Genomic DNA, 14,473 nt, shown 5'->3' on the forward strand with positions numbered 1-14,473 from the left:
AGGCACGGCAATTTTGCTGAAAGTACTCAGCGTCTGTTTTTGGGGCTGCTTCGCAGCCCAACGCAGGACAAGCCTGCTCGCCACAGGAGAAATAGGCTGCTTTTAAAAGTTGTGTAGATACCTATGCTCATCGCAGGCAAGCCAGCTCCCACATTTGAAGGTATTCACCGTTCGAGTGTGGGAGCTGGCTTGCCTTCGATTGCATCAGCACAATTCCGACCATTACCGTCGGAATTGGTCAAAATTTGTGCTATATTCCGCGCCCGCGATTTTTCATCTCAACACCGGTCACCGTCATGCAAACAGCCAAGCCGTTATTTGACTATCCCAAGTACTGGGCCGAATGTTTCGGTCCTGCGCCATTCCTGCCGATGAGCAGGGAGGAGATGGATCAGCTTGGCTGGGATTCCTGCGACATCATCATCGTCACCGGTGATGCGTATGTGGATCACCCGTCGTTTGGCATGGCGATCATCGGCCGGCTGCTGGAGTCCCAGGGCTTTCGCGTCGGGATCATTGCGCAGCCGAACTGGCAGTCCAAAGACGACTTCATGAAGCTCGGCGAGCCGAACCTGTTCTTCGGCGTCGCGGCCGGCAACATGGACTCGATGATCAACCGTTACACCGCTGACAAGAAAATCCGTTCCGACGACGCCTACACCCCAGGCGGCATGGCCGGCAAACGCCCGGACCGCGCCAGCCTGGTGTACAGCCAGCGTTGCAAGGAAGCCTACAAGAACGTGCCGATCGTACTTGGCGGCATCGAAGCGTCCCTGCGCCGCATCGCCCACTACGATTACTGGCAGGACCGTGTGCGCAACTCGATCCTGATCGATGCCTGCGCCGACATCCTGCTGTACGGCAACGCCGAGCGGGCCATCGTCGAAGTTGCCCAGCGCCTGTCGTGGGGCCACAAGATCGAAGACATCACCGACGTGCGCGGCACCGCGTTCATTCGCCGTGACACGCCTGCAGGCTGGTACGAGGTGGACTCCACGCGTATCGACCGTCCGGGCAAGATCGACAAGATCATCAACCCGTATGTGAATACCCAGGACACCCAGGCCTGCGCCATCGAGCAGGAAAAAGGCCCGGTTGAAGACCCGGAAGAAGCCAAGGTCGTACAAATTCTTGCCAGCCCGCGCATGACCCGTGACAAGACGGTCATTCGTCTGCCGTCCATGGAAAAAGTCCGTGGCGACTCGGTCCTGTACGCCCACGCCAACCGCGTGCTGCACCTGGAAACCAACCCGGGCAACGCCCGCGCTTTGGTGCAGAAGCATGGCGAAGTGGACGTGTGGTTCAACCCGCCGCCCATCCCTATGACCACCGAAGAAATGGACTACGTGTTCGGCATGCCTTACGCCCGCGTCCCGCACCCGGTGTACGGCAAGGAAAAGATCCCGGCCTACGACATGATCCGTTTCTCGGTGAACATCATGCGTGGCTGCTTCGGTGGCTGTACTTTCTGCTCGATCACCGAGCACGAAGGCCGCATCATCCAGAACCGTTCCGAAGAGTCGATCATTCGCGAGATTGAAGAGATCCGCGACAAAGTGCCAGGCTTTACCGGCGTGATCTCCGACCTCGGCGGCCCGACCGCGAACATGTACCGCATCGCCTGCAAGAGCCCGGAAATCGAATCCGCGTGCCGCAAGCCGTCATGCGTGTTCCCGGGCATCTGCCCGAACCTGAACACCGATCACTCCTCGTTGATTCAGCTGTATCGCAGCGCCCGTGCGTTGCCGGGTGTGAAGAAGATTCTGATTGCTTCCGGCCTGCGCTACGACCTTGCGGTCGAGTCGCCGGAGTACGTCAAGGAGCTGGTTACCCACCACGTCGGCGGTTACCTCAAGATCGCCCCGGAACACACCGAGGAAGGTCCGCTCAACCAGATGATGAAACCGGGCATTGGCAGCTATGACAAGTTCAAGCGCATGTTCGAGAAGTACACCAAGGAAGCGGGCAAGGAACAGTACCTGATCCCGTACTTCATCGCCGCCCACCCGGGCACCACCGATGAAGACATGATGAACCTGGCCCTGTGGCTCAAGGGCAATGGCTTCCGCGCCGACCAGGTGCAGGCGTTCTACCCGTCGCCGATGGCCACCGCCACCGCCATGTACCATTCGGGCAAGAACCCGCTGCGCAAGGTCACCTACAAGAGCGACGCGGTCACCATCGTCAAGAGCGAGGAACAGCGCCGTCTGCACAAGGCCTTCCTGCGCTACCACGACCCGAAAGGCTGGCCGATGCTGCGTGAAGCACTGACGCGCATGGGCCGCGCCGACCTGATCGGGCCGGGCAAGGATCAGTTGATCCCGCTGCACCAGCCGTCCACCGACAGCTACCAGAGCGCCCGTCGCAAGAACTCGACGCCGGCTGGCAGCCATAAGGTTGCGAAGGAGACCACCACCAGGATCCTCACCCAGCACACCGGCCTGCCACCGCGCGGCAGTGATGGCAGCAACCCGTGGGACAAGCGTGAGCAAGCCAAGGCGGCAGCTCAGGCGCGTAACAAGCAGGCGGCTAAAGAACGCAGTGATGCGGCGAAGGGCAAAGGCGGCAAGCCTGCGCGCAAGCCGGTCGTGCCGCGCTGATCGCAACCTGAATATGCAAAACGCCAGCCTCGTGCTGGCGTTTTGCTTTCTATTCGCTGGCGTGCCTGTTTGTTAAGGTGGCGCCCATTAGATCGCCATCGCAGGCAAGCCAGCTCCCACAAAGCCGGCCCGGCCACCCTCATATTCAAGGAAGAACACCCATGAGCAACCCCCTGCTCTCCATCGGCATGGACTCCAACCGCTCCCAATTCATGGCGCGCCAGCGCATCGAAAGCCAGATCAACCTGCCACGGTTGTTCGCCGCCATCGATGCCGACCCCGGCATTGTCGGCGCCGGTGTGGTGTACATCGACGCCGACTTCAATGTCATCACCCTGCGCGAATTCAAGCCCCTCTGCAGCATCAAGCCCAAGCGCATCATTTTGCGCGAAGCACAGAAGTACATTTCGCCCGCGCAATTTGTGGAGCAGGTCAAGACCGACCCACGGGAAGAACGCCTCAGAAAAGAGGCGTTTGATATGGGCTTGTCGTGCACCGCCGCGATTATCGGTTGGATCGTGGTGTTCAGCGGCAGCGTCGCCGTGCCTTTTACGGCGGGCGCCAGCGCGTTCGTGGTGGGCATTGGCGTGACGGCGGCGCTGGCCAGCAGTGCGCAATGCGGGTTTGGCGTGGCGCGTACCTACAACGAGATACTCGACCCTGACGCTAACGACCGGATGGATGACGCCGAATGGTTCGGCGCTGTTTCAACCATCCTTGATACGGCTTCCCTGGTGGGGATCGGCACCGGCGCGCTGACCACGGTGAAGCTGCTCAGGGCCAAAAAGGCTGCCGCTCTGGGCAAGAGTTGGTATGAATTGCTCAAGGGTTTAAATCGCCAGGAACGCAAGAAACTGACCAAGGAGCTGCTAAGCCTGCGCGACCCCAGCCTGACGCCCAAGTTGCTCAAGTTGCAGCAGCGTGCAGGCAAACTGACCAAGAGCTTCAGCTCCACGGAAATTCGGCATGCCACCCTGACCCAGATGAAAGACGCATTGGGCGGCATCCTCGGTATCGTGGGCAGCTACCGCAGCGGTAGCGTGGGCACTGCCACCACCCTTGCAATCGGCTTGTACGAGGACCTCACCGAATGAAAGGTTTCCCCGACATGGGCAGTTTTCTCGCGCGCTATTTCCCGGTGTTCATGGGCACGATCTTCATGGCGATCTTTTCCGGCGCGTCTGCTGTATCCCTCGCCGGCGTGACGTATTTGCGGGGTGTCGATCCGTCGCTTAAATCCGACTACTCAGGCCTGGCGATTTTGCTGCTGGTGACGGTGCTGGTCTTTGCCAACGTGATGGTTACGCGTGGCCGCCCATGGGCCACCGGCCTGGTGGCGGGTTATCTGGGTTGCTGCCTGCTGTTCGTGCTGCCGATGATCCAGTACCCCATTCCCAAACTGGTCTACGGCTCGGCTGTGCTCTTTCCGCTGTTGGGGTTGCTCCTGCTTAACAGCAAGCGCCACCGCGAAATGCGCCAAAAGCTGCTCGAAGTCCGCCACCTTCGCGAAGCCACGATCGCTCGCCACAAAACGCGCTGACTGGGTAGATTCACCACCCGGCCTCACACGCACGCCACAAATATGTGCAAGCCTTGCACCACGGCACCCACGTTGGCGCCGTTTTGGTGCTGTACTGCACCGGGTCTTACGATAAAGCGCAATGACGGCCGCTCTGGCATAAGTCTTGCGCGCTTTGTGTTCATGCCCTGGCTCGCAGGAGGCCGCCGTGTCGATTCATGTCGCGTTGCACCACGTTACGCATTACCGCTATGACCGCGCTGTCGAACTCGGCCCACAGATCGTGCGCTTGCGCCCGGCTGCCCATAGCCGCACGCGGATCTTGTCTTACGCGCTCAAAGTGCTGCCCGAGCAGCACTTCATCAATTGGCAGCAAGACCCGCAGGGCAATTACCTGGCGCGCCTGGTATTCCCGGAAAAGACCGATGAGTTGCGCATTGAGGTCGACCTCGTCGCCGAGATGGCGGTATTCAACCCGTTCGATTTTTTCCTTGAGCCCTACGCCGAAAAAATCCCCTTCAGCTACGCCGCCGATGAGCAGCGCGAGCTGGCGCCGTACCTGGAAACCTTGCCGCTGACGCCAAAGTTTGCCGCCTATCTGGCCGGCATCGACCGCACGCCGCTGCCGGCTGTGGATTTTCTGGTCGGGCTTAACCAGCGCCTGGCCGCCGATATCGGTTACCTGATCCGCATGGAGCCGGGCGTACAAACGCCGGAATTCACCTTGGGCGCCGCTTCCGGCTCCTGCCGCGATTCGGCGTGGCTGCTGGTGCAACTACTGCGCAACCTGGGGTTGGCGGCGCGGTTTGTGTCCGGTTATCTGATCCAGCTCACCGCCGACGTCAAAGCCCTCGATGGCCCGTCCGGCACCGAAGTCGACTTCACCGACCTGCACGCCTGGTGCGAGGTGTATTTGCCCGGCGCGGGCTGGATCGGCCTGGACGCCACCTCCGGGCTGTTCGCCGGTGAAGGGCATATCCCATTGGCCTGTAGCCCTGATCCTTCGTCCGCTGCGCCAATCAGCGGGCTGGTGGAACCCTGCGAGTGCGAATTTACCCACGAGATGTCGGTGGAGCGCATTTGGGAAGCGCCGCGCGTCACCAAGCCCTACACCGAAGAGCAATGGCTGGCGATCCAGGCGTTGGGCCGGCAGATCGACGCCGACCTGCTCAAGGATGACGTGCGCCTGACCATGGGCGGCGAACCGACCTTTGTCTCCATCGATGATCCCGACGGCGCCGAGTGGAACACCGCGGCGCTGGGGCCGGACAAGCGTCGCCTGTCTGCCGAGCTGTTCCAGCGCATGCGCACACACTACGCGCCCAAAGGCCTGGTGCATTTCGGCCAGGGCAAGTGGTACCCCGGCGAGCAACTGCCGCGCTGGTCGCTCAATTGCTACTGGCGCCGGGACGGCGTGCCGATCTGGCACAACAGCGCGCTGATCGCCGATGAACAACAGGACTACGGCGCCGATGGCGTGATGGCCGGGCGCTTCCTGGCCAGTGTCGCCGAGCGCCTTAAACTGCCGGCACGCTTTGTGTTCCCGGCTTTCGAAGACAACTTCTACTACCTGTGGCGCGAAGGTGCGCTGCCGCAAAACGTCACCGCCCAGGACCCGCGCCTGAGTGATGACCTGGAGCGCGAGCGTCTGCGCAAAGTGTTCAGCCAGGGCCTGGATAAAGTCATCGGCCAAGTGTTGCCGCTGGCGCGCACGGCGGCCAATGACCGCTGGCAGAGTGGGCGCTGGTACCTGCGTGATAACCACTGCCGTCTGGTGCCGGGTGATTCGCCGTTGGGTTACCGCCTGCCGTTGGCCTCGCAGCCATGGGTGACGGCGGCGGAATACCCATTTGTGCATCCCACCGACCCGAATCAGGATCAGCCGGACCTGCCGACCACCGCGCAACTGCAAAGCCATGGCACGCCTGCGCCGAGCGACGAGCGCGTGCCCAAGGTCGACGAATCCGCCGATTGGCTGACTCGCACCGCCTTGTGTGCCGAAGCACGGGAAGGGCGTTTGTACCTGTTTATGCCGCCGCTGGAACGCGTCGAGGATTACCTGGAGTTGGTGGCCGCTATTGAAGCCACCGCCGAAGAACTGCATTGCCCGGTGTTGCTGGAAGGTTACGAGCCGCCGTTCGATACGCGCTTGAGCAACTTCCGGGTCACGCCGGATCCGGGTGTGATCGAGGTCAATGTACAGCCGTCCGCCACTTGGGATGAGCTGGTAGAACGCACCGAGTTCCTCTACGAAGAGGCGCGGCAAACCCGCCTGACCACCGAAAAGTTCATGATCGACGGGCGCCACACCGGCACCGGCGGTGGTAACCACTTTGTGCTGGGCGGCGCTACGCCGAAAGACTCACCGTTCCTTCGCCGCCCGGATTTGCTGCGCAGCCTGATCAGCTACTGGCATAACCATCCGTCCTTGTCGTACCTGTTTTCCGGGCTGTTTATCGGCCCGACCTCCCAGGCGCCACGGGTGGATGAAGCGCGTAACGACGCGCTGTATGAGCTGGAAATCGCCTTCGCACAAATGCCCGAGCCTGGCGAAGAATGCCCGCCATGGTTGGTCGACCGGCTGTTGCGCAACCTGCTGATCGACGTGACCGGCAACACCCACCGCGCCGAATTCTGCATCGACAAACTCTACTCGCCCGATGGCGCCACTGGCCGCCTGGGTCTGTTGGAACTGCGTGCGTTCGAAATGCCGCCCCATGCGCGCATGAGCCTCACCCAGCAATTGCTGTTGCGAGCCTTGGTCGCGCGCTTCTGGCGTGAGCCGTATGCGCCAGCAAAACTGGCGCGCTGGGGCACTGAGCTGCACGACCGTTTCTTGCTGCCACACTTTATCGAGCAGGATTTTGCCGACGTGATCGTCGAGCTGAATGCTGCTGGTTACCCGCTGCGCGCCGAATGGTTTGCCGCGCACCTGGCGTTTCGTTTCCCCAAGGTCGGCGACTACGCCGTCAGCGGTATCGAACTGGAGTTGCGCCAGGCGTTGGAGCCTTGGCACGTGCTGGGCGAAGAAGGCGCCGTCGGTGGCACGGTGCGTTACGTGGACTCATCCCTGGAACGCTTGCAGGTGAAGTTGAGCGGCTTGGCGCCGCAACGCTACCTGCTGACCTGCAACGGCATCCCGGTGCCGTTGCAGCCGACCGGGCGTATCGGCGAGTTCGTCGCTGGCGTGCGTTATCGCGCCTGGCAACCGGCTAACTGTTTGCAACCGACCATCGCGGTGCATGCGCCGTTGGTGTTCGACTTGCTCGATACCTGGATGCAACGCTCGCTGGGCGGCTGCCAGTACCACGTAGCGCATCCGGGTGGGCGCAATTACGACAGCTTGCCGGTGAATGCCAATGAGGCGGAGAGCCGGCGCATGGCGCGGTTTTTCCGCCTCGGCCACAGCCCAGGCAAATTGCCTGTGCCGCCCTTGGTGATTAACGATGAACTACCAATGACCCTGGATTTGCGGCGTTTCCCCAATAAAAATGACTAAACCACAATCCAAATGTGGGATGGCTTTTGTGGCGAGGGAGCTTGCTCCCGTTGGGGTGCGAAGCGCCCCCAAAGCAGGCGACTGCTACACAGTCGACCGGGAGCAAGCTCCCTCGCCACAACAAGCCAGCTCCCACACTTGATTGCAGTGAATTTGATTTAAACTGACTTCCCTTGCCTCTGCCGAGCGTTCCATGCCCGACTTGCTCGACCGTTACCCGCTCACTGCGGGCACCTATCACGAACTGCTCGACGACAGTGGCGCGGTGCGTGCCCATTGGCAGCGCCTGCTCGATCACCTGCAACGCAGTACGCCCGTGCAACTGGCCCAGCGCCAGGCGTTGCTGACCCGGCAGATCCAGGAAAACGGCGTGACCTACAACGTCTACGCCGACCCCAAAGGCGCCGACCGCCCGTGGGAGCTGGACTTGCTGCCCCATGTGCTGGCCGCCGATGAGTGGCTGCACCTGTCGGCCGGTATCGCCCAGCGTGCGCGTTTGCTCAATGCCGTGCTCGCCGACCTGTACGGCCCGCAGCGCTTGATCAAAGAAGGCCTGTTGCCGGCGGAGCTGGTGTTTGGGCACAACAACTTCCTGTGGCCGTGCCAGGGCATTCAGCCACCGGACGGCGCGTTTCTGCACCTGTATGCCGTGGACCTGGCGCGCACCCCGGATGGCCGTTGGTGGGTCACCGCCGACCGTACCCAGGCGCCATCGGGCGCAGGTTACGCGCTGGAAAACCGCACCATCGTGTCCCGTGCATTCCCGGATCTGTACCGCGATTTGCAGGTTCAACACCTCACCGGTTTCTTCCGCACGCTCCAGGAAACCCTGGCCCGCCAGGCGCCCGGTGACGACCAGCCACCGTTGATCGTGCTGCTCACGCCGGGGCGTTTCAACGAAAGCTATTTCGAACACCTCTACCTGGCGCGCCAGCTCGGCTACCCATTGGTAGAAGGCGGCGACCTCACGGTGCGCGACAGCACGGTGTTCCTCAAAACCCTCAGCGGCCTGCGCCGGGTGCACGCGATCATGCGGCGCCTGGATGACGATTTCTGCGACCCGCTGGAGCTGCGCACCGACTCGGCGCTGGGCGTGCCCGGCCTGCTGGATGCGGTGCGCCAGGGCAATGTGCTGGTGGCCAATGCCTTGGGCAGCGGCGTGCTGGAGTCGCCCGGTTTGCTCGGCTTTCTGCCGAAGATCAACGAGTTTTTGTTTGGTGAAGAACTGATCCTGCCGTCCATCGCCACCTGGTGGTGCGGCGAGGCGCCGGTGCTGGCCGAAGCCTTGGAAAAGCTACCGGAATTGCTGATCAAACCAGCGTTTCCTTCGCAAAGCTTCGCGCCGGTATTCGGCCGCGATTTGAACGAAGAGCAACGCCTGGCCCTGGCAGAGCGCATGCGTGCGCGGCCTTACGCCTATGTGGCCCAGGAGCTGGCGCAATTGTCCCAGGCGCCGGTATGGCACACCGTCGACGACCATCTGCAACACCGTGCCATCGGCATGCGCGTGTACGCGGTGGCCAGCGCTGACGGCTACCGTGTACTGCCCGGCGGCCTGACTCGCGTGGCGGCTGAGGCGGATGCCGAAGTGGTGTCGATGCAGCGTGGTGGCGCGAGCAAAGACACGTGGGTGCTCGGCGATCGCGCTGTCGGCGGCGAGCATTGGCGCGCGCAACGGGCGATTGGCGTACATGATCTGGTGCGGCGCGACCCTTATCTGCCGTCGCGCGTAGTGGAAAACCTGTTCTGGTTTGGCCGTTACTGCGAACGCTGTGATGACAGCGCGCGCTGGCTGCGCATTGTGCTGGCGCGTTATGTCGATGGCGACGACCCGCAAGCCTTGCAGGCCGCTGTCGAGCTGGGCGAGACCCTGCGCTTGTTGCCGGAGGAGGGCGAACTGCCCGAGCGCCTGCTTGCCGCTTTGCTCGGCGATGACTGGCCGTCGAGCCTGCGCGCCAACCTGCAACGCTTGCAGTGGGCGGCGTCCCAGGTGCGTGGCAAGTTGTCCCGCGAGAACTGGCAAGCGCTAGTGGAGTTGCAGCGCGAAGCCCTGGAGTTGGAAAGCGAGGCCCCGGATTTTGGCGAGTTGCTGGACTTCCTCAACCGCCTGGTGATGTCCCTGGCGGCGCTGTCCGGGTTTGCCCTGGATGACATGACCCGTGATGAAGGCTGGCGCTTTTTGATGATGGGCCGGCGTATTGAGCGCCTGCAATTTCTCAGCAGCAGCCTCGCCGCGTTCCTGCGTGGCGTGGCGGTATTTGATCAGGCCGGGCTGGAATGGCTGCTGGAGCTGGGCAATAGCAGCATCACCTATCGCTCGCGTTACCTGGCCGTGCCGCAACTGATCCCGGTGCTCGACTTGTTGCTGCTCGATGAGCAGAACCCGCATGCGGTGCTGTTCCAGTTGAAGCTGGTCAGCCGCACCCTGCGGCGTCTCAATGATGACTTTGGCGTGCCACGGGAAACCGGCCTGGCGCCGTTGGTGGAGCGCCTGTCGCGTTTTGATCTGGGCTGCCTGGAGAACCCGCTGTTCGGCGAATCCAGCGTACGTGCCGCGTTGGACGGCCTGGCGGACCTGCTGCAAGCGGTCGCCGATGAGAGCGGGCAAGTGTCGGATCGCCTGGCGTTGCGCCACTTTGCCCATGTGGATGATGTCAGCCAGCAAACGGTGTCGGTGTGATGAGTGCGCGCTATCAGATCTTTCACGATACCCATTACCACTACGACAGCCCGGTGTCCCTGGCCCAGCAGTTGGCACACCTGTGGCCGCGCCCATGTGCGTGGCAGCGCTGCAGTTCCCAGCAATTGGATATCAGCCCGCAGCCGTCGTCGCGTCGTGATGAGCTGGACGTGTTCGGCAACCCGATCACCCGGCTGGCGTTCGAACGGCCCCATGATGAATTGCTGGTCAATGCCGGGCTGACCGTGGAAGTGCTGGCGCGGCCGGCGCTGGATTTCCAGCAGTCACCGCCTTGGGACCAGACGCGCGACAGCCTGACCTACAGCAGCCAGGTGCTGTCGCCGGAGATGCTCGAAGCCTGCCGTTATCGCTTCGAGTCGCCCTACGTGCACCTGAAGAGCACCTTCGTCGAGTTCTCCGAAAGCTGCTTCCCGCCAGGCGTGCCGTTGCTGCTGGGCGTGCAGGCCTTGATGCAGAAGATCTTCAGCGAATTCACCTTCGATGCCGAAGCCACCCAGGTCGCCACGCCCTTGGTGGAAGTGCTGGAGCGCCGACGCGGCGTGTGCCAGGACTTCGCTCACCTGATGCTCGCGTGCCTGCGCTCGCGGGGCCTGGCCGCGCGTTACATCAGCGGCTACCTGCTGACCCAGCCACCGCCCGGCCAGCCACGTCTGATCGGCGCCGATGCATCCCACGCCTGGGTCTCGGTGTTTTGCCCGGTGGCGGGCTGGGTGGATTTTGATCCGACGAATAACGTGCAGCCGGCACTGGAGCACATCACTCTGGCCTGGGGCCGTGATTTCTCGGATGTGTCGCCGTTGCGTGGGGTGATTCTGGGAGGAGGGAACCATGACCCGGAGGTTCGGGTGACGGTGATGCCGCTGGAGTAACAGTGGGTTGGGGTGAGCAGGGAGGGCCTGCTCACCTCAACAAAATTTATTCCGCCGGGTCTTTCGGTGTCTCGGTGTCATCAGCAGCCACTTCACCTTCAGCATCCGGGTTCAGTGCGCCTGCTTCTTCATCTGCAGCGGCTTTCTTGCGTTGCAGCTTTTCCTCTTTCTTCTGCTCCTTGGCCAAGTCTCTCTGACGTTTGGCGAAGGAGTAATTAGGTTTGGCCATGGGCGATCCTCTAGGGTCGAAGGTGAGGGTGGGCGGCGCGCAGCTGCCTTGGGTCGCTATGGTAGCAGCTTAGCAGCGCGATTGGCCTTCACTTACCGCAGGCATACGCAGCCAACAGGCCGTTGAAGAATTGATTGAAGTGCATGGCAGACGCTCCGGTGGGTGATGGAGCGATCATAAGCGGGTGGCTGTTGTTTAGCTGGTAGATTGTGTTGATCAGTCTGATAGCCTAAAGTTGTATACAATCTGTTGATTCAGATCATAAGAATTTCAGCCTGCTTGGGGCACCCTAGTCGCAATACGCGTTTTTTAAACCCTGCCTTGGAGATTCACATGTTTGCCAAAATCGTTGCTGTTTCCCTGCTGACACTGGCGAGCGGCCAGTTGCTTGCTGCAGAGTGCGCGGTCACTGTTGATTCCACCGACCAGATGTCCTTCAACACCAAAGAAATCACCATCGACAAGAGCTGCAAGAAGTTCACCGTGAACCTTGAACACTCCGGCAGCTTGCCGAAAAACGTCATGGGCCATAACTGGGTGCTGAGTTCCGCCGCCGACATGCCGGGCGTTGCCAGCGACGGCATGGCCGCTGGTATCGACAAAAACTACCTCAAAGACGGCGACACTCGCATCATCGCTCACACCAAGATCATTGGTGCTGGTGAGAAAGATTCGGTGACGTTTGATGTGTCGAAACTGGCTGCCGGCACGGATTACGCGTTCTTCTGCTCGTTCCCAGGCCACATCTCGATGATGAAAGGCACTGTGGTAGTCAAGTAACACCGCGTTATCGTTCATCGCGGGCAAGCCAGCTCCCACATTTGACCGCGTTCCCCTGTTGGAACTCGGTCAAGTGTGGGAGCTGGCTTGTCGAATCGTCGCACCGCTCGATTGCGGTCTACCTCACGGCGCAAATGGCATGACGCGCTTGTGCTCAGTCTTGCGATACGTGTCGCAGATAATCTTGAACGCTTCCTCACGCACCGGCTCGCCGTGCAGGAACGCATCGATCTCGGCGTAGGTCACGCCGTGTGAGGCTTCGTCCGGTTTGCCCGGCGACAGGTCTTCAAGGTCGGCAGTCGGGATCTTCTCGACCAGCGACTCCGGCGCGCCAAAGTGCCGCGCAATCGCACGCACCTGGTTCTTCACCAATCCGCTCAGCGGCGCCAGGTCGCAGGCACCGTCACCGAACTTGGTGAAGAAACCCATCACCGCTTCCGCCGCATGGTCAGTGCCGATCACCAAACCACCGGCCGCGCCAGCGATGGTGTACTGCGCCACCATGCGCATGCGCGCCTTGGTGTTGCCCAGCACGAAATCACGCGACACCGCCGCCTTGCCTTCAAACGCCGCCACTTCATTGGCCAGGGATTTAACCGCCGGGCCGATGTTCACGGTGTGGCGTTCGTCCGGGTCGATAAAGTCCACCGACGCCTGGGCGTCGTGTTCGTCGAACTGGGTTTCGTAGGGCAGGCGCACCGCGATAAAACGGTAGGCTTCATCACCTGTGCTGGCGCGCAGTTCTTTCATTGCACGCTGGGCAAGCAGGCCGGCGGTCAGCGAGTCGACACCGCCGCTGATGCCCAGCACCAAGCTCTTGAGCCCGGAATTGCGCAGGCAGCCTTGGATAAACCCTACGCGGCGCGCCACTTCGGCCTCAAGGGCGGCCTGGTCGTTGAACGGTGCTTGGACCTTGAGCTGCTGCGCAATCTCACGCTGTACGGCTTGCATGATTCACTCCTTGCTGGAAAGGGCAGGTACTTTAAAAACGTGACGCAAATAGGCGACAAAATTCGGATCGGTGCAGTGGGTCTTGCCCGCCTCATCGGAAATTTTCGCGACGGGCTGGCCATTGCAGGCGGTCATTTTAAGCACGATGCTCATCGGTTCAACACCCGGAATGTCACAGGTCAGGTTGGTGCCGATACCGAAGCTGACATTAATGCGACCGCGCAATGCGCGGAAAATCTCCAGGGCCTTGGGCAGCGTCAGGCTGTCGGAGAACACCAGGGTCTTGCTCATCGGCTCGATACCGAGCTTGTGGTAGTGGGCGATGGCTTTTTCGGCCCATTGAATCGGGTCACCGGAGTCGTGGCGCAGGCCGTCGAAGAGCTTGGCGAAGTACAGGTCGAAATCGCCCAGGAACGCGTCGGTGGTGATGCAGTCGGTCAGCGCGATGCCGAGCAGGCCACGGTATTCGCGTACCCAGCAATCGAGGGCGGCGATCTGGCTGTCGATCAGGCGCGGGCCGAGTTGTTGGTGGGCCATGATCCATTCGTGGGCCATGGTGCCCAGCGGTTTCATGTCGAACTCGCGGGCCAGGTGCACGTTGCTGGTGCCGACAAAACGCCCGGGGAAGTCGTGCTTGAGCACGCTGACCACTTCTTCCTGCACGCGGTACGAGAAGCGCCGGCGGGTGCCGAAGTCGGCCACTTGCAGCTCCGAGAGCTCTTCGCTGCTGGCATTGGCGGACAGCCAGTCGAATTTGCGGTACAGCTGTTCGCGGGCCTGTTCGAGGATGACGGTCTGGTAGCGGTAGCGGTTACGCACTTCGCTGACGATGGCCAGCATCGGCACTTCAAACAGGATCACATGCAGCCACGGCCCACGCAGGCGGATAAACAGCTCGCCGTTCTCGATGCCGGTTTGCACATAGCGCAGGTTGAAGCGAAACAGCCCCAGAAAGCGCAGGAAGTCCGGCTTCATAAAGCTGATGCGTTCCAGGAAGCCCAACTGGTCGGGGCTCAGGCTCAACTCGGCGAGGCGTTCGATCTGGTAGCGGATTTCCGCCAGGTACGGGCGCAGGTCTTCACTGTTGCGGCAACGAAACTCCCATTCAACTTCCACGTTCGGGTAGTTGTGCAGCACCGCCTGCATCATGGTCAACTTGTAGAAGTCGGTGTCGAGCAAGTTCTGCACGATGCGATCGGCAAACACACTCTCGCTCATAACGGGAATCTCCAGACGGGTCGGCGATGGGCGCCGGCCTTTACGCACAATTAAGGAAGGGTGCTAGTGGCGCATAGACCTGTAGGGTTTTGCCAGTGATTTTTTCA

At 61.4% G+C, this 14,473-nt stretch carries 10 protein-coding genes; 7 read left to right on the forward strand and 3 right to left on the reverse strand.

All coding sequences use genetic code 11. The features are described 5' to 3' along the window. Positions 1–296 precede the first annotated feature (296 nt). The 6 genes from HBO23_RS26185 (at position 297) to HBO23_RS26210 (ending at position 11,188) form a co-directional block, all read left to right on the forward strand. On the forward strand, positions 297–2,600 hold the full coding sequence (locus tag HBO23_RS26185) for a YgiQ family radical SAM protein (protein ID WP_138451339.1): 2,304 nt from the start codon (positions 297–299) through the stop codon (positions 2,598–2,600). Between the two features lie 161 nt (positions 2,601–2,761). Further along, positions 2,762–3,694 (forward strand): NAD synthetase, encoded by a 933-nt coding sequence (locus tag HBO23_RS26190; RefSeq protein WP_099548100.1) that lies wholly within the window; start codon positions 2,762–2,764, stop codon positions 3,692–3,694. Then, the gene (locus tag HBO23_RS26195) at positions 3,691–4,140 is read left to right on the forward strand and encodes a hypothetical protein (RefSeq protein WP_170040298.1); all 450 of its coding nucleotides are present in this window, start codon (positions 3,691–3,693) and stop codon (positions 4,138–4,140) included. Before HBO23_RS26190 ends, HBO23_RS26195 begins: the two co-directional genes overlap by 4 nt. Before the next feature lie 187 nt (positions 4,141–4,327). Continuing rightward, complete coding sequence (locus tag HBO23_RS26200) at positions 4,328–7,618, forward strand: transglutaminase family protein (protein ID WP_170040300.1); 3,291 nt, start codon at positions 4,328–4,330, stop codon at positions 7,616–7,618. 193 nt (positions 7,619–7,811) lie between these two features. Continuing rightward, positions 7,812–10,298: a circularly permuted type 2 ATP-grasp protein gene (locus tag HBO23_RS26205; RefSeq protein WP_099548103.1), complete on the forward strand. Its 2,487-nt coding sequence runs from the start codon at positions 7,812–7,814 to the stop codon at positions 10,296–10,298. Continuing rightward, positions 10,298–11,188, forward strand: coding sequence for a transglutaminase family protein (locus tag HBO23_RS26210; protein ID WP_170040302.1), 891 nt, complete (start codon positions 10,298–10,300; stop codon positions 11,186–11,188). Before HBO23_RS26205 ends, HBO23_RS26210 begins: the two co-directional genes overlap by 1 nt. A 46-nt stretch (positions 11,189–11,234) precedes the next feature. Here the strand turns inward: HBO23_RS26210 and HBO23_RS26215 are convergent, their stop codons facing one another. Then, on the reverse strand, positions 11,235–11,417 hold the full coding sequence (locus HBO23_RS26215; protein ID WP_017138444.1) for a hypothetical protein: 183 nt from the start codon (positions 11,415–11,417) through the stop codon (positions 11,235–11,237). Positions 11,418–11,750: 333 nt separating this feature from the next. On the opposite strand from HBO23_RS26215, the gene azu reads away from it, so the two are divergent. Further along, entirely contained in the window at positions 11,751–12,197 is a 447-nt protein-coding gene (azu, locus tag HBO23_RS26220) for an azurin (protein WP_017138443.1), read from the forward strand. Between the two features lie 123 nt (positions 12,198–12,320). Here the strand turns inward: azu and nadE are convergent, their stop codons facing one another. Beyond that, positions 12,321–13,148, reverse strand: a complete 828-nt coding sequence (gene nadE / locus HBO23_RS26225) for an ammonia-dependent NAD(+) synthetase (RefSeq protein ID WP_017138442.1) — start codon at positions 13,146–13,148, stop codon at positions 12,321–12,323. 3 nt (positions 13,149–13,151) lie between these two features. Beyond that, positions 13,152–14,366 (reverse strand): nicotinate phosphoribosyltransferase, encoded by a 1,215-nt coding sequence (gene pncB / locus HBO23_RS26230; RefSeq protein WP_017138441.1) that lies wholly within the window; start codon positions 14,364–14,366, stop codon positions 13,152–13,154. Between the last annotated feature and the right edge of the window lie 107 nt (positions 14,367–14,473).

The sequence above is a fragment of the Pseudomonas sp. WS 5532 genome, from assembly GCF_012985445.1.
Taxonomy (GTDB): domain Bacteria; phylum Pseudomonadota; class Gammaproteobacteria; order Pseudomonadales; family Pseudomonadaceae; genus Aquipseudomonas; species Aquipseudomonas edaphica.

Bases quoted from the DNA above. Each gene is read 5' to 3' on its own strand.
- HBO23_RS26185 (WP_138451339.1), top strand. From the start codon at position 297: ATGCAAACAGCCAAGCCGTTATTTGACTATCCCAAGTACTGGGCCGAA.
- HBO23_RS26190 (WP_099548100.1), top strand. From the start codon at position 2,762: ATGAGCAACCCCCTGCTCTCCATCGGCATGGACTCCAACCGCTCCCAA.
- HBO23_RS26195 (WP_170040298.1), top strand. From the start codon at position 3,691: ATGAAAGGTTTCCCCGACATGGGCAGTTTTCTCGCGCGCTATTTCCCG.
- HBO23_RS26205 (WP_099548103.1), top strand. From the start codon at position 7,812: ATGCCCGACTTGCTCGACCGTTACCCGCTCACTGCGGGCACCTATCAC.
- HBO23_RS26210 (WP_170040302.1), top strand. From the start codon at position 10,298: ATGAGTGCGCGCTATCAGATCTTTCACGATACCCATTACCACTACGAC.
- HBO23_RS26215 (WP_017138444.1), bottom strand. From the start codon at position 11,417: ATGGCCAAACCTAATTACTCCTTCGCCAAACGTCAGAGAGACTTGGCC.
- azu (WP_017138443.1), top strand. From the start codon at position 11,751: ATGTTTGCCAAAATCGTTGCTGTTTCCCTGCTGACACTGGCGAGCGGC.
- nadE (WP_017138442.1), bottom strand. From the start codon at position 13,148: ATGCAAGCCGTACAGCGTGAGATTGCGCAGCAGCTCAAGGTCCAAGCA.
- pncB (WP_017138441.1), bottom strand. From the start codon at position 14,366: ATGAGCGAGAGTGTGTTTGCCGATCGCATCGTGCAGAACTTGCTCGAC.